This window comes from Acinetobacter sp. TY2 (assembly GCF_046269225.1).
In the GTDB taxonomy this organism is placed as follows: Bacteria; Pseudomonadota; Gammaproteobacteria; order Pseudomonadales; family Moraxellaceae; genus Acinetobacter.
In genome coordinates this window covers 1-22422 of record NZ_JBJZOR010000009.1, presented here as the reverse complement: position 1 = coordinate 22422, position 22422 = coordinate 1, and the positions used below count along the sequence as shown (strand labels likewise).

14 protein-coding genes and 1 tRNA gene are annotated in these 22422 nt (G+C 37.5%); 9 read left to right on the top strand and 6 right to left on the bottom strand.

Features of this window, described 5'->3' with window-relative positions:
* Positions 1-156 precede the first annotated feature (156 nt).
* Positions 157-1311 (top strand): MFS transporter, encoded by a 1155-nt coding sequence (locus tag ACK1JC_RS07465; protein ID WP_409511334.1) that lies wholly within the window; start codon positions 157-159, stop codon positions 1309-1311.
* A 113-nt stretch (positions 1312-1424) separates the two neighbouring features.
* Here ACK1JC_RS07465 and ACK1JC_RS07460 read toward each other — a convergent pair whose 3' ends face one another.
* Both ACK1JC_RS07460 and ACK1JC_RS07455 read right to left on the bottom strand, forming a co-directional pair.
* A complete protein-coding gene (locus ACK1JC_RS07460) occupies positions 1425-1799 on the bottom strand; it encodes a diacylglycerol kinase (protein WP_409511235.1) in 375 nt (124 codons plus the stop codon).
* 140 nt (positions 1800-1939) lie between these two features.
* Positions 1940-3091: a glycerophosphodiester phosphodiesterase gene (locus ACK1JC_RS07455; protein WP_409511234.1), complete on the bottom strand. Its 1152-nt coding sequence runs from the start codon at positions 3089-3091 to the stop codon at positions 1940-1942.
* 289 nt (positions 3092-3380) lie between these two features.
* Between ACK1JC_RS07455 and ACK1JC_RS07450 the strand changes: the two genes are divergently transcribed.
* The 3 genes from ACK1JC_RS07450 to ACK1JC_RS07440 are packed head-to-tail and all read left to right on the top strand — an operon-like array spanning position 3381 to position 7513.
* Positions 3381-6485: a multidrug efflux RND transporter permease subunit gene (locus ACK1JC_RS07450; RefSeq protein ID WP_409511233.1), complete on the top strand. Its 3105-nt coding sequence runs from the start codon at positions 3381-3383 to the stop codon at positions 6483-6485.
* Positions 6486-6539: 54 nt separating this feature from the next.
* Positions 6540-7124, top strand: coding sequence for a DUF4112 domain-containing protein (locus ACK1JC_RS07445; protein ID WP_409511232.1), 585 nt, complete (start codon positions 6540-6542; stop codon positions 7122-7124).
* A gap of 35 nt (positions 7125-7159) precedes the next feature.
* Positions 7160-7513 (top strand): hypothetical protein, encoded by a 354-nt coding sequence (locus ACK1JC_RS07440; RefSeq protein WP_409511231.1) that lies wholly within the window; start codon positions 7160-7162, stop codon positions 7511-7513.
* Positions 7514-7619: 106 nt separating this feature from the next.
* On the opposite strand, the gene htpX is transcribed toward ACK1JC_RS07440, so the two are convergent.
* Complete coding sequence (htpX, locus tag ACK1JC_RS07435) at positions 7620-8525, bottom strand: protease HtpX (protein WP_409511230.1); 906 nt, start codon at positions 8523-8525, stop codon at positions 7620-7622.
* A gap of 322 nt (positions 8526-8847) precedes the next feature.
* On the bottom strand, positions 8848-9642 hold the full coding sequence (locus ACK1JC_RS07430; RefSeq protein ID WP_409511229.1) for a lytic transglycosylase domain-containing protein: 795 nt from the start codon (positions 9640-9642) through the stop codon (positions 8848-8850).
* A 591-nt stretch (positions 9643-10233) separates the two neighbouring features.
* Here ACK1JC_RS07430 and ttcA point away from each other — a divergent pair.
* Together ttcA and ACK1JC_RS07420 are read left to right on the top strand one after the other, a co-directional pair.
* A complete protein-coding gene (gene ttcA, locus ACK1JC_RS07425; protein WP_409511228.1) occupies positions 10234-11142 on the top strand; it encodes a tRNA 2-thiocytidine(32) synthetase TtcA in 909 nt (302 codons plus the stop codon).
* 233 nt (positions 11143-11375) lie between these two features.
* On the top strand, positions 11376-11759 hold the full coding sequence (locus ACK1JC_RS07420) for an SCP2 sterol-binding domain-containing protein (protein WP_409511227.1): 384 nt from the start codon (positions 11376-11378) through the stop codon (positions 11757-11759).
* A 133-nt stretch (positions 11760-11892) separates the two neighbouring features.
* On the opposite strand, the gene ACK1JC_RS07415 is transcribed toward ACK1JC_RS07420, so the two are convergent.
* The gene (locus tag ACK1JC_RS07415) at positions 11893-13005 is read right to left on the bottom strand and encodes a transglycosylase SLT domain-containing protein (protein WP_409511226.1); all 1113 of its coding nucleotides are present in this window, start codon (positions 13003-13005) and stop codon (positions 11893-11895) included.
* 354 nt (positions 13006-13359) lie between these two features.
* Here ACK1JC_RS07415 and greB point away from each other — a divergent pair, with 354 nt between their 5' ends.
* Positions 13360-13839: a transcription elongation factor GreB gene (gene greB / locus ACK1JC_RS07410; protein ID WP_409511225.1), complete on the top strand. Its 480-nt coding sequence runs from the start codon at positions 13360-13362 to the stop codon at positions 13837-13839.
* A 102-nt stretch (positions 13840-13941) separates the two neighbouring features.
* Positions 13942-14031 (top strand) — tRNA-Ser (locus ACK1JC_RS07405).
* A gap of 506 nt (positions 14032-14537) precedes the next feature.
* On the opposite strand, the gene ACK1JC_RS07400 is transcribed toward ACK1JC_RS07405, so the two are convergent.
* Entirely contained in the window at positions 14538-17267 is a 2730-nt protein-coding gene (locus tag ACK1JC_RS07400; protein ID WP_409511224.1) for a M66 family metalloprotease, read from the bottom strand.
* A 513-nt stretch (positions 17268-17780) separates the two neighbouring features.
* On the opposite strand from ACK1JC_RS07400, the gene ACK1JC_RS07395 reads away from it, so the two are divergent.
* The coding region (locus tag ACK1JC_RS07395) for a GLUG motif-containing protein (protein WP_409511223.1) at positions 17781-22422 on the top strand (4642 nt) is incomplete at its 3' end.

Here is a 22422-nt window from a genome sequence, read left to right as displayed (position 1 = left end):
GAATGTTGGAACTTAAGCTTATGGATGACAAATTAAAATAATAAACTTAAGCGTAAAGGAGGGCAATATTTCATGCAAGCACCTGCTCAATCATCATCAAATATCGAAAAAACCCAAGAAACTATACACGGAACTAGCCAAGATAAAGCGCAAAATATGGTTGTCTCAATTATTTGTGCAGTGGCATTTGCTCATCTACTTAATGATTTGATTCAAGCATCATTGCCTGCAATTTATCCATTATTAAAAGATAATTTCTCGCTGAGTTTTTCCCAAATAGGTTTAATTTCACTGGTTTATCAAATTACTGCATCACTATTACAACCGTGGATTGGGCTATACACAGACAAGCATCCAAAACCTTATTTATTACCTCTGGGAATGATTGTGACCTTGATCGGTATTGGTATTTTGGCAATTGCCCCAAGTTTTACGATCTTATTGGTTGCTGCTGCCTTAATTGGAATCGGCTCTTCGACCTTTCATCCAGAAGCCTCTCGTGTGGCAAGATTTGCATCGGGTGGTCGCTTTGGCACAGCTCAATCTGCATTTCAGGTTGGTGGTAATTCAGGTTCTGCAATTGGCCCATTGTTGGCAGCCATCATTATTGTTCCGTATGGGCAGATGGCAACTGCATGGTTTATGATTTTTGCATTTATTGCGGTATGTGTTTTATTTAAAGTTAGTCAATGGACGGTAAAATATGCGCATAAAATCGTCAGCAATGCAGCATCGACCCAATATAAATTACAAGGTAAAATGCTGATTCGTGCTTTAGTTATAATGTGTATTTTAGTATTGGCGAAATTTACCTATATCGCAAGTTTAAGTAATTATTATACTTTTTATTTGATGGATAAATTCCAAGTATCGCTACAACATGCGCAATTGTACCTATTTGCATTTTTAGCAGCTGTTGCTGTTGGGACTTTTGGTGGTGGACCAATTGGGGATAAAATTGGGCGTAAAGCCGTGATTTGGATTTCATTTTTAGGCATGCTTCCATTCGCTTTAATGTTGCCACACGCCAATTTATTTTGGACAGTTGTTTTTGCAATGCTTGCTGGGCTGATTCTTTCTTCTGCATTTGCAGCCATGGTGGTTTATGCGCAAGAAGCTGTTCCAGGGCGTGTAGGCATGGTTGCAGGCATGATGTTTGGTTTAATGTTTGGAATCAGTGGGATTGCAGCAGCAGCACTGGGTGCTTTGGCAGATCAGCATGGGATTGAATGGGTATTTAAACTATGTTCATTTATTCCGTTATTAGGTTTAGCAACAGTTTTCTTGCCGAAAACCAATGGAAAATCTTAAGTATTTTTGATTGAGTTTGATGTGGTTTATAACAATAAAGCGCCTGAATCTGATCGGCGCTTTATTGTCGATAAAAATTAAATATTTAATTTTTATAATAAGTTATGATTCAATCAGTTAAAAAGAATAATCACCCAAGTAAAGAAAATAATCGCTTGCGCCACAAACTGTGCTGCACTACCCATATCTTTGGCATTTTTAGACAGCGGGTGGCGTTCTAAGGAAACACGGTCTACTACAGCTTCTATGGCTGAGTTAAAAAGTTCGACAATAATTGCAAATAAACAGACACCAATCATGAGGGCTTGTTCGATAGGCGTGACATCTACAAAAAATGTAATCGGAATTAAGACAATATTAATCCATATAATTTGACGAAAAGCAGCTTCATTTTGATAAGCAGCTTTAAAACCTGCTAAAGAATAACCTGTTGCATTTAAAATGCGTTTAAAACCTGTCGTACCCTTAAACGGTGAATAATCACTCATAAAATCAATGCCACTATATTTTTGAACAAGTGTATTATTTTAAACTTAATTTGGTCTTAATTTGAAAAAAAATCAAACAAGTTAAGAAAAATAAAGCAAACCGATGAATGGCTTGCTTTAACGATGATTAATATCTCATTTTACATAGTAGTTGAATTGGCTTTTAGATAAGCATCAACAGCTTTACGTCCTAAAGCAGGATCATCAGTAAAAATACCATCAACACCTGCTTTAAAATACATTTCAAATTCTTTATTTGCACCTGTTTCACAGCGTTGAGCCGCATTTTCAGCAAGACCATTACACTTTAAGTTTGGAGCAAGGAAGTTATTTTCAGGACGGAAAGTATAAGGATGCACTTTTAGATTTACTGCATGTGCATTTTTAATAAAGTCTGATGGTGCTGTATAAGTGTCATTAAAAATATATGGTTTCCATGGACCGACACCGTTGGCATAGGTTGCTACATTTTTGAGTCCTTGTGCTGTTGCCATATCTGCATAAGTGATATTCACGTTTTGTGCAACAAAGTCAGCAGGGCGCATAGATTTTTCATCATATAGTTGAATAATTTTAGCGCGCTTTAATGTTTTATGTAGCGTCAGTTGGTCTTTGAAATATTTTAAATTAGTGACTTCAAAAGATTGTAGATAAATGGGTGCAATGTCTCGGGTATAGCTATATTTAGCCAAAGTTTTGAGTAATGGATCTTCTAAACTTAAATTTTGTTGTTGGAAATAAGTTGGGTGTTTGGTTTCAATATAAAGACCTACCATTTTGCCAGTTTTTTTATAATTTTTTTCTGCAAGTTCAATAATTTGTTCAAGAGTTGGAATATTAAACTGATCATTATATTGGACATTATTAGGACGTAATGCAGGAATCCGTTCACGAGCCTTGAGTTGATTCAGCTCACTTAAAGTGAAATCTTCAGTAAACCAACCAGTCAGTTCAACACCATCTATAATTTTGGTTTTTTTACGGTCTGCAAACTGTGCCAAAGTACTGACATTGGTTGTTCCACTAATTTCATTTTCATGGCGTGCGACTAAAACACCATCTTTGGTTGAAACCAAGTCGGGTTCAATAAAATCAGCACCATCATCAATGGCTTTTTGATAGCTTTCTAGGGTGTGTTCAGGACGTAAAGCACTTGCACCACGATGTCCAACCACAATAATTTTAGGTTCTTTATTGTCTTTTTCTACTTCAAAGCGATAGTCGTTATTGTCATCATTACACGCAGACAATAAAGCAACGAAACCCGTTGTGAGTAATGTTTTTTTCATCATTTTTAACTCGGATCATTCTTTATAAACTGCAAATGACTATGTCGCTAGAAATTGACAATATGACGACAGTACGGTGAAAATTTGATGAAATCGACTCGTTATTTTTAGGTTAACTCGAATCGCATATTCACAATCTCTCCATATTTGGCTTGATGATTCGGATTTCTGTTATTTCTCTTGAATTTTTGCCTTAAGTCACACAAGATCATTGCAAGAAACGGAATTACTTATTGCTAGTGATGATTGGCAGTGACATTAATCACATTCATTTGACACAGAACCTAATCTGATGCTCTCAAAATTTTTTATTCAACGTCCCATTTTTGCTTGTGTACTTGCCATTATCGTGATGGCTTTAGGTATTTTTTCGGTTTTAAATTTGCCCGTTGAGCGTTACCCCGATATTGCACCACCTCGAATTTCTGTATCCACCACTTATACAGGGGCAGATGCCGAAACTGTTGAAGAAAGCGTGACTCAGGTTTTAGAGCAGCAAATTAAAGGGATTGATAATTTACTTTATTTTAGTTCGAGTAGTGATTCTTCAGGTCGCGCTCGAATTAGCATTAGTTTTGAAAACGGTACAGATCCCGATACTGCACAAGTCCAAGTACAAAATAGTATTAATGGTGTCCTGAATCGATTACCTGACGATGTGCAACGTCAAGGAGTTACGGTAAATAAATCACTCGGTGATACGTTTATGGTGGTTGGGCTGTACGATGAAACAGGCAAAAGTAACAACATCGAATTGGGTGATTATTTATCTGATCACATTGAAGATGAATTATCACGAATTGAAGGCATTGGTGAATTGGATGTGTTTGGTTCGCAATATGCCATGCGAATTTGGCTAAATCCGAATTTACTTCGTCAATATCAACTGATGCCAAGTGATGTTCGTAGTGCAATTGAAGCACAAAATACTCAAGTGGCTGCAGGCGGTGTCGGTGATTTACCGGTTGTGGCAGATCAATATCTAAATGCTAAGGTCACTGCGGGCTCGCGTTTAAAAACGGTCGATGAGTTTAAAAATATCATTGTCAAATCCAATATTGATGGCAGTTATGTCTACTTAAAAGATGTTGCTCGTATTGAATTGGGTGCGGAAAACTACCAATCTTTTAATACTATTAATGGCTATCCATCTTCGGGAATGGCAATTTCATTGTCTTCAGGTGCAAATGCGCTAGCAACTTCAGCTCTAATAAAAGCTGAATTGGTAAAAATTTCTGAAAAATTGCCTCAAGGTTATAAAATTGTTTATCCACGAGATAACACACCATTTGTACAAGAGTCGATTAAAGAAGTCATAAAAACATTATTAGAAGCCATCATTTTAGTGGTTTTGGTAATGTTCATTTTTCTACAAAGTTGGCGTGCCACGTTGATACCAACTATTACTGTGCCGATTGTAATTTTGGGTACATTTGCTGTGTTGAATGTGCTTGGTATGAGTATTAACACATTAACTTTATTTGCTTTAGTATTGGCGATCGGTTTGTTGGTCGATGATGCAATTGTCGTCGTGGAAAATGTTGAACGGCTTATGCATGAGCAAGGTTTGACTGCTAAAGAAGCTTCAATTGAGTCAATGCAGGAAATGACGGGTGCATTGATTGGGATTACCGTGGTTTTGACTGCTGTATTTATTCCGATGGCATTTTTTACAGGGTCTACGGGTGTGATTTATCGGCAATTTTCCATCACACTTGTGGCTGCGATGACCTTATCACTCTTGGTGGCTTTGATTCTGACACCTGCCTTATGTGCCATCATTTTGAAACCTAATCCAAAGCCGATGCGTTGGGCAACATGGTTTAATGAAAAACTAGAAAATTTAAAACTGGCTTATATTACCCTTATCAAAAAAACCTTAAATTTAAAATGGGTGGTTCTAACGCTGTTAGTCGGTTTAATGGCAGTGTTTGCGCTGACCTATCGGACATTACCAACAAGTTTTATTCCAAGTGAAGATCAAGGCATGCTCAGTGTACAGTTCCGTTTAGCCGATGGTGCGCCGATGTCGAGCAGTCAGAAGATTGGAGAAAGTATTCGAGAGTATTTCTTAGATCAAGAAAAGCAAAATGTAGAGATTGTCTTAATTCGTTATGGTCGAAATTTTTCAGGAACAGGACAAAATTTAGGAACGGGATTTATTGCATTAAAACATTGGAATGATCGTTCAGGAACTGATAATTCTGCACAAGCCATTCGTGAACGTGCCATGAAATATTTTAGTCAAAACCCCAATGCACGCATTACCATCAGTTTACCTTCTTCTGTGAACGGTTTAGGTGATAGTGATAGCTTGGAGTTTTGGTTGCAAGATGTAAATGGACAGGGGCGTAAGTATTTAAATCAACAATTCAGCACTTTACAAGAGCAAGCGAAACAATTTAGCTCTTTTGAAAATTTAGATAAACGCTCTAATCCTGATAAAGCCAAGTTGAAAATCTATGTAGATCAGAAACTAGCATTAGCAAATGGTCTGTCACAAACTGCAATTAACAGTACTTTATCAACGGCATGGGGCGGTTCGTATGTGAATGATTTTATTGATCGTGGACGAATTAAACGGGTGATGATGCAAGGCGATGCCGAGTTCCGTTCAAAGCCTGAAGATTTACAAACGTGGACTGTTCGCAATGCACAGAATCAAATGATTCCTTTTAGTAACTTTGCTACGATTGAATGGGAAGGTGGTCCTGATGTTGTGAATCGATTTCAAGGTTATACGGCTGTGCAAATGGAAGCGATCAATGCTAAGGGCAGCAGTTCTGGTCAAGCGATGAGTGATATCCAACACTTGGTCAATCAAAATGATGGTTTGGATGTGGCTTGGAGTGGTCTATCTTTTGAGGAACAAAAATCGAGTGGGCAATCAGGTTTACTGTATCTCATTTCCATCGGCTTTATTTTTCTCTGTTTGGCAGCCTTATATGAAAGTTGGACGATTCCGACAGCTGTGATTGCAGCGATCCCTTTAGGGATAGGTGGAAATATTATATTCAGTAAATTAGTTGGCTTCCCAAATGATATTTACTTTCAAATTGCACTTCTCACGACCATTGGTTTGTCATGTAAAAATGCAATTTTGATTGTTGAATTTGCGGCTTTGGCACAAGAGAAAGGTAAAACAGCAGTTGCTGCAGCACTGGAAGGAGCAGGGCTTCGTTTACGGCCAATTCTGATGACATCTTTAGCTTTTGGTGCCGGTGTACTTCCTTTAGTTTTTGCGCTTGGTGCAGGTGCTGCAAGTCGTCAAGAAATCGGTGTGAGCGTATTGGGCGGGGTAATCTTTGGTACGGTTTTAGTATTGTTGTTTATTCCGTTTTTGTATGTACTGATACGTACTTTGTTTAAAGCAAAATTAGATCAACCTATAGAATAAATCATTTATACTGATACTGAACATTCGGCATCATTTTATGAAAAGTAGGGCGTTGTGAGACAAGAAAAAAAATTAGCGACTCAAGATGTCATCCGCTTAGAGCGAGATTTAGCGAAGTTTGCCAATATGATGGACTCGGTGGTACGTATCCCTTTCACTAAGCAAGGTGTAGGTGCCGATGCTGCATTGAGTACGATTCCTGTAGCGGGTGATGTAGCAGGCTTTATATTAACCTGTTATGCGGTGTATAAAGCCAAACAAATTGGTGTGCCGCAAAGTAAGCTCAATGGTGTGTTGAAGCTTGCTGTTATGGATGGTGTCGTAGGTTTAATCCCGATTGTGGGGACAATATTTGATATTTTTATAAGACCAAGTCGCCGTGCTTTAGATGTCGTGCATGATCATATTCGTACAGAATACCAAATTCAGTCTGATGATCATATCGTACATCCATTTTTACATGAAAAACTTGAACAAAAGCAGCAAAATTCAGCTTTTTGGCGTAATCCCATTGTGGTTTGGGTATGGCTACATATTCCAGATCTATTGGGACTTATTGTCTTAATTTTGATTGGCCTAGCGATGTGGTTTGGGCTCAATGTGTTGTGGGATTGGTATCAAAGTTTAAAGGCGACATGATTTTAAAGCGTAGGTCGATAAAATAGGGTGATGTTATGCAAGACTATATTTCGGCAAATCTTCCTGCCATTGATTTTGATCATACACGTCAATTTTATGCATTTTTAGGTTTTAAGTGTGATTATCAATCTGAACAATGGATGATTTTAAGCAAAGATAGCCTTATGCTAGAGTTTTTTCATCATCCTCAACTTGACCGAAAAGAGTCATGGTTTAGTGCGTGTTTAAGAACACATACAATGCATGATCTTTTTCATGTTTGGCAAGCATTGGATTGGACAAAGTTTCCAAATGCACGAATCACCGAAATAGAGTGTTCAGAGGAAATAGAGCTATTTTGTGTCATTGACCCCAATGGAAGTCTCATACGATGTATTCAAATAGATTAATTTTTATATAAAAAATCGTATTTTGCATTTTAGGATATAAAATAACAAAGCCTCCATTAAGGAGGCTTTGTTATTATGAAAATATGAAATTGCTTAGATTTCTGACTTAATTTACATTCAATTGGCGTAAAGCCGCAACACGTTGTTCAATACTTGGATGCGTTTGGAATAATGCAGCCAAACTGAAACCTTGTTCTTTACCTTCAGTAATTGCAAATGCTTTCATTTCTTTTGGCATTTGATCAGGCATTTCAGACTCAGCTTGTAAACGTAATAAAGCTGAAATCATTGCTTCTTTACCTGCAAGTTGAGCACCTGCTTCATCGGCACGGTATTCACGTTGACGTGAGAACCACATGACAATTGAAGACGCTAAAATACCAAATACAATATCGAGTACCATCGTGATTGCAATAAATGCCAATCCTGGAGGTGCATCATCGGCACGACCGAAGACATTTCGGTCAATGAAGTCACCTACAATACGAGCAAAGAACATGACAAAGGCGTTGACTACACCTTGAATCAGCGCAAGGGTAACCATGTCACCATTTGCCACGTGACCAATCTCATGCGCAAGAACAGCACGCAATTCATCTTGGTTCATACGCTCAAGTAATCCTGTAGACACGGAAACTAGTGCATCATTTTTGTTCCAGCCCGTTGCAAAAGCATTCGACTGATACGATGGGAAAATACCCACGTCAGGCATTTTAATGCCTGCACGCTCTGAAAGTTGAGCAACTTCTTGTAGCAACCATGCCTCTGCTTGGTTACGTGGGGCATTAGGGTCAATTAACTCAGTACCTGTTGTTTTTAACGCCATCCATTTCGACATGAACAGCGACACAATTGAGCCAACCATACCAAAGACAAAACATAGCACTAAGAGATTGCTTAGGTCTAAACCGCCGGCGCTGCGATAGCTACCAACACCCAGTACAGACAGGATGATACCAGCGATTACAACCACAGCGAGGTTGGTTAGCAAAAACAAACCAATCCGCATCATTGAGAGTATCCTTTTATTAAAAATGATATAGGGTAATTTATAAAAAATATAAATCTTAAATTAATATGCGGTTTAGCCTTTGAAAATTCAAGAATAATCGAAAAAAACGATGTGGCTGTGGGGCAGGAGTAATTATTTATATCGATATTAGGTGCATAAATAACAAATAATTAAAATGTAAAATATACGCTATTCTCATTTTTAGAGAATAGCGTTTATTTTAAATATATTGAATAGTTTAAAAATACTCATACTGGCTTTTTTTTAAACGCAGATTGAACTTTTAATGTAGCGCTATATTGAATTAGAACTAAATTAGGTATTAATTTTCAATTGTAATACGTGCAGATGCTGTTGCATTATTGGTTGAGTATGAGCCAGGAGCATCTGTAAATGTACCATCTGAAGAAACAATAATTTGACGTGGTGAATGACTATTCGAATTTGATGTGTTGTTACGACTATTGTTGGAATTGTTTGATGAGCCTGAAGCAATCAGTTGCCCTTGTGGTGCTGATTCGCTGACTAAGGCATTAGTATTGCTATTGGCTGAAGAAATTCCACCAGCATATAAATTGGAATAACGGCTCGTAACACGGCGAACGTAATCCTGTGTTTCACGAAAAGGTGGAATACCACCATATTTTGCAACATTTCCTTCACCCGCATTGTAAGCCGCTAATGCAAGTGAGGTATTGCCATTAAACCGTTTTATTAACCAACCTAGATACTTTGCTCCACCGAAAATATTTTGTTGTGGATCGTAGGCATTAGAAACATTAAAACGCCGTGCTGTTGCAGGCATGAGTTGCATTAGTCCTTGCGCACCAACTGGCGAGCGAGCATTTGAATTAAAGCCCGACTCTGTATGCATAACAGCTTTAATTAAACCTTCCGAAACACCATGCGTTTGTGCTGCTTGACGAATAATATGGTCATACGCATTTTTGCCACGGCTATAACTTGGTAATACCGCTGCTTCAGAATTCCCCCAATTGCTATAACTGTGAATGTTACTGTCAGCATAATAGGTCGCTTTAACTTTAGTGAGCGATTGATCTGAACTTTTGCGATTGGTGAGCAATGTGCTGCCATTCTTATCTTTATAAATATACATTTGGCCTGCGTAGGCAGATAGGTTTACCGATGTAGCACCGATCACCCCAAAAATTAAAAAATATGAATTTTGAATAAATTTTTTCATTGTAGTAATTAGTTTTAACCTCAACTGACAAGCAGGAGTTTATCAAAGTTAATTCAGAAGAAAAACCTTGAATTAATTTTTACCTAAATCTTTTGAAAAAATCAAGTCGTTATTGTTGGCTTAATAATCAAAAAATATTTAATTTATTTTTTCATATAGGTCTATTGACTTGAGTAAGCATATGATTTTAATGTGAAAAAAATAGTGGTTAAAAAGTGATCAATTTAATCAGGATGCCCATTATCTAGGGGCATAGCGCTGTCAAGCCCTAAAGAATCCACACTTTTATCCACAGATTTTGTGGAGAACTGTGGAAAAGTCCAAAAGATAAGCAACTTGGGTGTTAATTAGCCAAAATAAGTGAAGCCCAATGATTGTAAAGTTCACATGATGTCAAAAAGATGACGAAAGGTAGGCTGTAGTAAAAATAAATAATCTTTAGATGCGTAGCGAGGTGAAATCAGATAAAATCGTGCGGTATTTTTTTATGGGTAATACTCGTCTATGTACTCGCCAGTTGAGTCCGATCAAGGGTTTAATTTCAAGCCTGAACTACCAGATAGTTCGGCTTATCATCGTCTATTGAAAAAGCTTCGTCGTCAGGTTGGTCATGCGATTCGTGATTTTAAAATGATCGAAGAAGGTGACAAGGTGATGGTTTGTGTTTCTGGCGGCAAAGACAGTTACACATTGCTTGATATTATGTTGCAGTTTAAACGTATTGCACCCATCAATTTTGATGTCGTTGCTGTTAATTTAGATCAAAAACAGCCTGGTTTCCCAGAAGATGTTTTGCCACGTTATATGGAAGAAAACAATATTCCGTATTACATCTTGGAAAAAGATACCTATACGATTACTAAGCGTCTTACACCTGAAGGTAAAACCTACTGTGCAGTGTGTTCACGTTTACGCCGTGGTTCACTATATGGCTTTGCGCAAGAGATTGGTGCAACCAAAGTAGCGCTTGGGCATCACCGTGATGATATTTTGGCAACATTCTTCTTAAACTTGTTTCATGGTGGTAGCTTAAAAGCCATGCCACCTAAATTGTTGTCTTCGGATAAGAAAAATATCCTGATTCGTCCACTTGCTTATGTGGAGGAAAAAGACATCATCAAGTATGCAGAAATGCGTAAGTTCCCAATTATTCCATGTAATTTGTGTGGTTCTCAGGAAAACTTACAGCGTGCAATTTTGAATGACATGTTACGTGACTGGGATAAACAACATCCAAAACGTTTACATAGTATTTTTGGTGCTTTACAAAATGTATCGCCATCACAACTGGCTGACCGTGAATTGTTTGACTTTGAAAAGTTAGATGAGCAACGAGAGTTTGATATGAAATGCGATACAGAAGAAACGAAAAATCGTCTTGATGTGGTCAATTTGAGTATTGCAGCAGATTAATTTGTTGTACTAAAACATTTAAAAAAACCATTGATCAGGCATTCATTTTATAGTGAGTGCCTGATTTTTATTTGAATTTTGTTCAATCATGTAAAAATTGAACACTGCGTACAAAAAACGTTAGCCCAAAGTAAAATTATCATGCTATAACATTATGCAAGCAAAAAAGCTTCACCCTGATGTTGTTGGGATAGACAACACAATAAATTGAATAAATACATTGAGGAATGATCATGGCTGCATTTTTAACTGATGATTGGTTTGCAACTGTCGAAAAACTTACAGCAGAAGCTGGTGATTTAAACTTGCCACCTGCATTGGCTGGTCTTGCAATTAACCTAGTTGTTTCTGATGCGTCTGGTGATACAGAACTTGCTTTAGATGGCGGAAAGATTGTTAAAGGTAGTTCTGCAAGTGCTAAAACAACACTAAATATGGATGCTGAAACGTTACGTAAAGTATTCTTAGAGTTCGATATGGCTGCCGCAATGCAAGCATTCATGACAGGTAAAATAAAAGTTCAAGGTGATATGTCTCAACTTATGGCTTTGCAAACTGCAAAACCAAGCCAAGAACAAAAAGATTTATTCAAGAAAGTTCTTGAACAAACTGCGTAATTGAAGCTCTAAATCAATTACAGTATTGAAAAAAAGCTTATCTCTAGTCTAGAGATAAGCTTTTTTTTTTGCTTAAATGAAATGACGTAGAAGCCTATTCATTTAGAATGTAGATTTGCTGAAACGAGATGACTTAAATTTCAAGTAATTTCGGTGAAGTCTTAATGTGTTCGAGATATGACCGAATACGCGTTACATATTGAACGGCTTGTTTATAACGTCCATTACTCGCCTGATTGTGCTGTAAAAAGTTATACATCGTCATCCAATCATTTGGGTTTTTGCCCTGAGCACGTAGACGTTTTTGAATACCATCTACAGCACCTGGCCCCATATTGTAAGCCACTAACGCAAACCAGTTACGATCGGGGTTACGAATGTGGGAGTAGCGAGACAGCATTTGATCAAAATACTTTGCGCCGCCTTGAATACTTTGAGCAGGGTCAGTACGGTTGCTTACGCCCATCGCTTTCGCCGTATTATTAGTCAGCATCATAATGCCACGAACACCTGTGGGAGAAACAGAGTCGGGTTTTAAATATGATTCTTGATAACCAATGGCTGCCAAGAAGTGCCAATCTAGATCATATTGCTGTGCCGTTTTCTGAAAGCTTGCCTTATAGATGGGCATGCGTTTGCTCAGATCACGTTGAATGATATTCCAATCTTGCTGCTTAATCACATTACGGTTATAAAAAGAGGCAAGTTGTTGAATTGAACCATTCTGTTTACTTTGACAGATAAAACCACTTGCAGTATCGGTCAAAGGGTCTTCACTACTTTTGAATACCCAATTGATCTTATTACTCAGACCATTTTTACTCAGGCTACTAAAATCTCCACAGGTTGCTGAAAAACTTGTGAGTTTTTTTTCCTCAATGGTTTGGATATCGGCTGTAGTAATGGCAAAGCTTGCTTTACCTTGTGAAACCATTTTCAATGCAGTGGCATTATCAGGAACTGTTTTCAAATCAAGTTTTACATTTAGACTACGAGCGTAGTTGTTCGCAAGGTCGTGTGCAAAACCATGTTTAAAGCGACCATCCTTAAAGACAATAGATGGATTGGATACAGCAACTACGGTCAGTTTGTTTGAGTTAAGTACGGTATTGTACTGATTTGCTTTTGTTGCATTGATTGTGTGGAATGGAACAAATAAGCAACTTAATACAAGAATTTTCAGAGGGAGTGGTTGAAAAAATGAGTTTAGGCTAAGCCTCGACCCAGAAGTTGAACTACTGTGCATGTTGTCTCCGCTACAGGTAATTACTGCCCAGAAAAATTCACAGCTATGGAGCCAAATGAATTCTTAAAAGTGTTTAAATACAATAAGGGTGGGCAATTCATGGACGTCATTCATAATGACATATGGGAAATATTTGTAGAAAAACTACAAAAATAAATAGTAATGTTACTAAAGATGGCGCGTATAATACTGCTTATTTTTTGACTTGTCAAATTTTGTACAATTTTACGTATTTTGTAATGATTTAAGTTGTTGATATATAATATTAAAAATATTTACCAACTTTAGTAATTAAAATACGTTATAACATGCGATATTAAGTAAACGTATGTAAGATTGATCACAGACTATATTATGAAATCAAACTTAATTACCCGTGAGGGACATGATTTATTGGTCGCGGAATTAAAGCGGCTTTGGCATGAAGAAAGACCTGAAATTACTAAAAAAGTAAATTGGGCAGCAAGCCTTGGTGATAGATCGGAAAATGCTGATTATCAGTACAATAAACAAATACTTAGAAAAATTGACCGCCGTGTACGTTATTTGGGTAAGCGTTTGGAAGAATTACGTATCATTGATTTTTCACCTGAACAGGATGGTAAGGTTTATTTTGGTGCATGGGTTGATATTGAAAATGATGAGGGTGATGTTAAAACATTGCGTGTTGTCGGTATCGATGAAATTTATGATCACCATCCTCAAAATATTTCCATTGATTCACCTATGGCTCGAGCTTTGTTATCGAAACAGGTCGATGATGAGGTTGAGGTGGTAACGCCGTTGGGTAAAAAGCATTGGTATATCAACTCAATTCGCTACAAACAGGATTAAACTATACAATGGCGTTAAAATTGTTCTAAATTTACCCACTTGATTTGAAAATAGGTGAAAGTATTTGCTTATAATCAAAATTATTTATATTATGACGCCCATGGAAGCGTGGCAGAGCGGTTGAATGCACCGGTCTTGAAAACCGACGAGGGTGTGAGTCCTCCGTGAGTTCGAATCTCACCGCTTCCGCCAAATATCTAAAAAGCCCTTGTATTTGCAAGGGCTTTTTTTCATTTATGTTTATAACAAAAAATAATTCGTATGAAGAGTTTTTAACAATAAATAGTATTTATCATTTCATACAGGAGCTGATTTAAAGTGAAAAAGTGATACAGATAGTCTAACTCTACATAAAAAGAATGAGTTGTCATTAGGGAAGATGTTATTTCAGAATATGCGTGATTAGCTTATGATGAAAATAATAAGAAAATAAAACACTGAGTTGGTTGTGCAAATATGTATTTAAATCATGAGATATTAGATGATATTGACTAAAGCATTTTCGAGATCTAATAGCGATATTTCGCAATAAGATGATCTTTAAATGCTTGAAGGAATGAAATAATTTAGTTATTTTAAAGTGTCTATAATTTAATCAATAACAAATTATTAAAATTAAACATAAAATAGAGTTTTTATAAAAAGTGACTCGAATAAGAGGATAATAAATCCTCCTATTCGAAATGAAAAAATTAATTTTATTGAGAGTTCAATGCATTATTTAAAAGTGGAAGGTTTTGCCCTGTCGCTGCAGCGAGAATAAAGTTTTGGCTCTGTTGAGTAATTGTCCATTTTTGGTTGTTACCACCACCACAACCATAAGTGATTAATTTACCACGACCATCTGGTGTAGGCGTCCAACCACCACTCAAATCAAGGCAACTGTTGTTTTGTCGAAATTGCTGAGTAGAGCCTGAAATAGGTGTTTCCCAAATTTGATTACTCGTATTGTTATTACATTGAGCTAGCGCAGCTCCAGATAAACAATATGCAGGATATTGAACACTATGGACCTTACCTACGGCATCATGAATCCATAACGTTGAGTTACTGCCATCACAACCGTTTTTACCACTGATAAAGACTTCAGGTAATCCTGTTGTTGTCGAAATTTCAGTTTTCATACAAGCGGAATTCATATTTGGCATGACCAACATGGTTGCCCCAGCCATAGGATCACTGTTATTGAGACCAAGCGTACTGACAAAATTTTTCAAAGCAATATTCGCTGCGTTAACATTACCCTTTAAATCAGTATGATAGACATTGATCCAGCGATTTAAACGATACAATATTTTTTCTTGTGCTTCATAGCGATCTAATTCAGCAGAGGCAGCAGGTGATAACTCTTGTCTATAGTCACGATAAGCCTTGTAAAGTACTTTATTACGCGTAGATAGGCTTGGAATAGCCTTACCTTGATTGTTTAACAAAGCTAGCTCCAGCTCTGGTAATTCGACTTTACGTAGTGCATCAAAACCATATTTCTGACCAAATATAACCGCTGGTGGTAATGGGTTTGCATACACAGGAATATTAATAGATGATAGCTTAATGGCTTGTTGGTTCACCTGTTTACAATATAAATCAACTTGTTGAGGGTTGTCATTTTGTGCTAAATTCACATGAATTTTATTGGCGTTGCTGCCCATACGTGTAGGTGCTAAAGCAATGTCTTCTGCTGCTTTATTGCTATAATTAATATGTAACCAACAGCTGGCATTATTCAGATTGGTATTGGTTTTTGGTAGACTAAATACATTACCCCAATTACCACGTGCGGCAGGATATAGAAGACCTGTATTAGCAATAGGATCATAACCACCGACTATGGTAAACACAGGCACACCAAACTGAGTCGGTTTTAAAAAATTACCATCTACACTGTTATACCAAACTTGATTCGAGTTAGGTACTTTGGGTTGATAAACTTCCATTTGACGTGTAGTCGCATTCCAAACTTTATACCCTGTTGGAGAAGTTTGATCCCAAACGGGTTTGCTAAAAGCAGGCTGAATTTTATGATAGGTACTATAACCCGTATAATGCGTATAACGTGATAATGAGCTTTGGAAACTTCCCCCAGCCATTGAATCAGGTGCAAATGTATATTGATTATTGAATAATACTGTACCGTTTAGACGGTTTGATAAATCTGTAACATTCCAACGAATATTGCCTCGCATACGATCACGATGTGCCATATATCCCCAACCGCTGTCGTGGTGATGAGAGGCCCAAAAATAGTTCTCACCACTTTGACCAGGATAATGTCCTAAACCATAGTGGTGACCAATTTCATGACTAAATTCATTATCTACAGAATCAATCAGCGTTAGAATTCCATTTCCTCCACTTAAACCATGTGTAACATCTCCATTTTGGTATTTGCCACGTGCATGGTGAATCACGACACTTTGGGTCACTTGCGGTTGCTGCTGACTCACCATACCTGAGCTAGTAACACCCCAGTTAGCGAGATTGATCCCTGTACTAAAGGTGGATTTTGCAGTATCACCACGCATGTCACCACCATATACATCACCGCTAGTATCACTGATGGCATCATAAATCTTGCCAGATCCCACCATGACTCTGTTTAAAATCATATCATCGTATCGACTAACAGTAATTTTTGCAGCAGGAATCGTCTGTAAATAATCTGAACCAGCCTGCTCAGGTTGGTTCAAAAATAAATAATTGCCATTAGGTGGATTGGTCAACATACCTAAACGAATAGATTGGACAAGCAACTCACCCGGTGCAGCAAAATCAATTAAATCAGCTGCTAAACGACCATTTTTACGAGACTTTGCATCTACAATTCTAATATTTAAACCGGGTTTTACCTCATCCCACTTTAAAGCTGCGCTCCAGGCACGTTTAGAATACTGGACGGCTGGTCGATCGGTATTGGTTTGGTCAGAAGCAGGGATTTGAGTAGGATCTTGTAGTGCTATACGGCGTATTAATCGACTATTCAAATAAATCTCAGCATTTAAGCTTTCTATCTCGCCCATTTCTGGGGTGGGCGTGACCAATAACAGCGCATCTTTTTCACTGGTTAAACGAGGCATTTGTTTTGCTGCATTGCCTTGTGGATCAACCGTATGGTTTTGTGCAAATTGAATCATCGCTGCAAAATTACCCGTGAGGTCATTACGAACCACACGAGTATTTCCAGTTGCGTCTTGATCATAAAAGCCGAGTGTTGCGTCGTCAAAAATATCCTTAGTTGGTTCTGGATATGTAGCATAGGTTGTCAATGTGCGTGACTCAATAGATGCCTGTACTGGTGCAGAACTAGGTATTAATTCTAAATGATTATTCTCCGTTGTATTTTGTGAGTTTTCATCATATGCGGCAAATAATAGTGCCGATATACAAAGTGATAATGTACTAATTGAATATTTTCTTGAGATTTTCATACCAATATTGACCAAATTGATGATTTTTTGATAAATAATATGTTCTGTATATTATTTGGATGTTGTTTAAATAATATATTAAATATTATTTAAATGTAGATAATTAGATTTTTATAATATGTGATTTTGTTGTTGTTTTTATTTTTAAAACATAGAAAAAGTCAATTTTTTTTATTTTTATTTTAACTACATCTTGTTAATTTGTTGAAATTATTTATTATTTGTTAATTTATAATGTGTGAGTTTGAATAGTAGTTTGACAATTATTGTTATAAATGATCAATTTTTATTATTTGTTCTTTTATTTTTAATTTTTTGTATATTTATATTAATTAAAACAATGTATCTTTCTTTGTTGTTGGTTTTCTTACTTTATTAATAATAATCTATTATTATTTTTTATCGGAAATGATATTGAGGTCACATAATTTAAATTGTGAATACATTTTCTGATTGAAAATAAAACAGAAATAGATACTCAGTGTTAAAATTAAATTTGAAGGTAGGCTATAAATGAATAAGGTTTATAAGACAGTATGGAATAAGCGTCTAAATTGCTCTCAAGTAACTTCTGAACAAAGTAGAGGGTATTCAAAAAACAGTCAGTCCTCATCCCAAGTCAAACCTGTAGAAGTACAAAAAAATTGGTTTGATTTTGCTCGACTAGCCTTATTAAGTTTAGCCCTACTTCCATTATCTGTATGGGCAAGTATTTACGATACTCAGTTACCAACAGGAGGCAATATAACTGTTGGCTCGGCTCAAATTAGTCAAAATAACAATACGCTGAATGTTCATCAAAATAGTCAAAATGTTGGAATTCAATGGAATGATTTCAATATTGGACAAAATGCTACGGTTAACTTTCATCAGCCAAATTCATCTTCTATTGCTGTAAACCGTGTTTTAGATAGTAATGCTAGCCAAATTATGGGGAAATTGAACGCCAATGGTCAGGTATTTTTACTGAACCCGAATGGTGTCATTTTTTCAAAAACGGCTCAAGTGAATGTCGGGGGGATTGTTGCATCGACATTAAATGTAACAGATGGCGATATTATGAGTGGCAACTTTACTCTAAAAAATCAGGGTGGTGCAGGTAAAGTTGAAAACCATGGTTCCATTATTGCCAATGGTGGTGTGATTGCTTTTATTGCGCCGAATGTGATTAATACGGGGAATGTTGAGTCTAAAAATGGCGTGATTCATTTTACTGCCGCAGATCAGGTAACTTTGCATTTACAAGATGGTCAATTGACTGAATATCAAGTCGATATTGGAACTTTACAAGGTTTGATTGACAACCAAGGCGCTATTCTCGCTAATAATGGCGCTGTATATTTAACTGCGAAAGCCAAAGATAGTTTAAGTAAAGCAGTTGTTAATCATAGCGGGATTATCGAAGCCAACCGTTTAACGAAAAATGCCAAAGGTGAAATTGTCCTTCTCGCGGATATGGAGCAAGGTACAGCCAATATTAATGGTGTGCTGAAAGCTGAAGGAAAAAATGGGCAAGATGGAGGCTTTATTGAAACCTCAGCTGCTACGGTTCATATTGGACAAGATACTCAGGTATCGACCAAGGCCGAGGGTGCCAAGACAGGTACATGGCTTATCGATCCAACTGATTTCACTATTCATGGGGGCACAGGGGCAGCAACGGGTAGCGGAATTGGAGCGATCACATTACAAAATAATTTGAATAACACCTCAATTCAGCTTGAAACACAAAATACAGGAAGTGAAAAAGGTGATATCCATGTCAACGCAGCAGTGACATGGAATAAAGACACTACACTTACGCTAAAAGCACATAACGATATCAACATCAATGCCAATATTACAGCTCAACATCAAGATGGAAAAGTTGAACTACTATATGGGCAAAATGGTGAAAAAAATGCCAACTATTATTTAAATAATAATGCTCAAATCAATTTACAAGCAGGTCAAAATTTTAGTACCCAAAAAGGCACAAATACAGTCAATCGTATTGATTATACAGTCATTACACAGTTAGGGAATGAGGGCTCAACATCAGGTACAGACTTACAGGGGATCAATGGCGATTTATCTGGAAATTATGTTTTAGGTGCAGATATTGATGCGACTGTAACGAAAGATTGGGGGAGTTTTGATGAACAAGGTTTTAACCCAATTGGCAATGAGTGGGATGGCAGTTTTACAGGACGTTTTGATGGCTTAGGACACAAGGTTTCTAGTCTCAATATCGATCGAAGCTATGCTTATGGTGTAGGGTTATTTGGCTCAATCCAAGATGCTATTGTTCGAAATGTTGGTGTTCAAAGTGGCAGCATTCGTGGTGATAGTTTTGTTGGTGGTTTGGTTGGACAAAGTCACAATAGCTTGATTGAAAATAGCTTTAGCCGTGCCAATGTGGAAGGAATTGCGACGATTGGCGGTTTGGTCGGAGGCAACTACGATGGCAGTCAAATTCAAGATTCTCATGCGACAGGAAATGTAACAGGTGGAGATTTTTCACTGTATGTAGGTGGTCTAGCAGGTGCAAATGACAACGCTCAGATTGAAAACTCCTATGCCACTGGGACAGTGAAAGGTGATGAAATTGTCGGTGGACTCGTCGGAGATAATAATAACAATGCCGTGATTGATCGCAGTTATGCAACAGGTCAAGTTACAGGGGGGAGCAATGTCGGAGGTTTAGCTGGAAACTCATATTACGGTTCAGAAATTAAAGACAGTTATGCAGTCGGTTCAGTGACAGGCAATAACATTGTGGGTGGATTAGTCGGTGAAAATCTTGCTGCGAGTATTAATACTAGTTATGCCTTAGGTAAAGTTGCAGCGACAGATAAGACTGCAGGTGGTTTGGTCGCGAAAAATACCCAAGGCACTGTAAATAACAGTTATTGGGACAAAGACCGAACAGGTCAAACGACGAGTGCAGGCAGTGCAAATAAAAATGGTCTAGCAAGTCAGGATATGTTCAAAGCAGATCAGTTTATCGGTTTTGATTTTGACACCGTTTGGGGAAATGCCAATGATCAAACCACGCCATATTTACAAAATCACAAAGGTAGCAATCAGGTCATTAAGAAAGATGATGTTACAGGCGCCTTTTATGGTGTGATTCAAACCATTCAACAATTACAAGCGGTGAATAATCAACTCGATGGGCATTATCTTATTGGTAATGACATTGATGCCAGTGCTACGCAAAGTTGGGGTGATTCTGAAGGTAATGGTTTTAAATCTATTGGTGATCAAGACACTGCATTTACAGGTGTAATTGATGGTTTAGGTCATCAGATAAAAGAACTGTATATAGACCGAAAAAATAGCGACCAAGTGGGTTTAATTGGAATCAATCAGGGCACAGTTAATCATCTCAGTATAAAAGATGCCAACATTACGGGACGTGATTTTGTTGGTGGTGTAATTGGTCAAAACGAAGGGCAAGTGAGTGAAATCTATAGTTCTGGTACGATTACGGGGCAGAAGCATGTAGGTGGGCTGCTCGGAAGTAACAATCAGACTGTACATGAAGTGTATAGCACTGCGAATGTAAGTGGACAACAGCAAGTCGGTGGTTTAGTTGGACAAAACACAGGAATACTTCAGGATATTTATAGTACTGGAGATGTCAAAGGTGTCGATCAGGTTGGTGGTTTGGTCGGATTTAATAGCCAAAATGCGAATATTAAAAATGCTTTTACAACAGGAACTGTGACGGGAGCAAGCAAAGTCGGTGGTGTAGTTGGTCAAAATGACGGTACGCTGGTAGCAACCTATTGGAATACCGATCATCAACAAACGACATCGAAAGGTGTAGGCGAAGGTTTAGGTGATGCAATAGGTCTGACTACTGAACAAATGAAACATGCTAAAAACTTTTCATTCCTCAATGAAGATAGTCAACTAGGCGGTAAAGATACGGTTTGGCGAATCTATGAGGGAAATACAAGCCCCTTGTTACGTCGGTACTTAACAACAGTTGATTTATCGCTCAAAGATAAAAATACCATCTATAACGGTAAGGAACAGCATTTCGCAGATGTTTGGGGATTAGATGAGTCTAAGTATAAAGCTCAAGGTCAAGTTAGTGGAACAAATGCAGGCGACTATAAAGCGACCTATTATTCAGATGATCAACAAGGCTACGACTTTATTGGAAATGAAGGCACTTTAACCATCGATAAAGCAAAAGTCACTGTGACTGGTTCGAGTGAAACGGACAAAATTTATAATGGTCAAAATCAGTCCATGAGCCGTCCAGACTATACCGTGAGTGGTATGGTCAATGGTGAGAGTGAAATATTATTGGGTTCAATTTCGGCTTCAGGTGTAACAGGTAAAGACGCAGGAACTTATGACAATAAAGTGACAGGTGAAAATCAGTCAACTCAGAATTACGACATTGTCTATGTCGATGGTAAATTTATTATTAATAAGAAAAAAATTACTGTCACTGCTCTAGATGAAACTCGTGAATATAATGGATTTAATCAACAGATAAATAGTTTTAAGGCTGAAGGTTTGGTCGATGGTGAGAATGAAAGTGTTTTAGCCAACAGTGTGAATGCACTTGCTACACGTAAAGATGCAGGCACCTACGATCATTTGGCTGCATATAAAAATGGAAGTGGTGATAAAAATTATGATATTACCTTCCAAAAAGGAACTTATACCATCACCAAAGCCAATGCCACTGTCAAAGGAAATAATCTCGATACGACTTATAATGGAATAGTACAAAACCAAGGTGGATATGTCGTTTCAGGTTTGAAAGGTAATGATAAACAAGGTGTTTTAGGTAATATTGGCAATACGGCTGCAAGTGGTAAAAATGCAGGCCAATATCAGAATACAGTATCAGGTGCAGAGTCTAGTGCTAACTATAATATTGTGTATGAAAATGGCGTATTGGATATTGCCAAAAAACAAATCACAGGCTCAATTAGTGCACAAGACAAAGTCTACGATGGCACGACCAATGCGATTGTGAATGGTAGTCTGAATGGTGTGATTAGTGGTGACAATGTCAATATCACAGCACAAGGTCAATTTAGCGATAAAACTGCAGGCTCAAATAAGAGTGTGAATGTATCAGGTGCTTTAAATGGTACAGATGCAGGCAACTACGCGCTTTCAACGAATCTGCAAACCCAAGCCA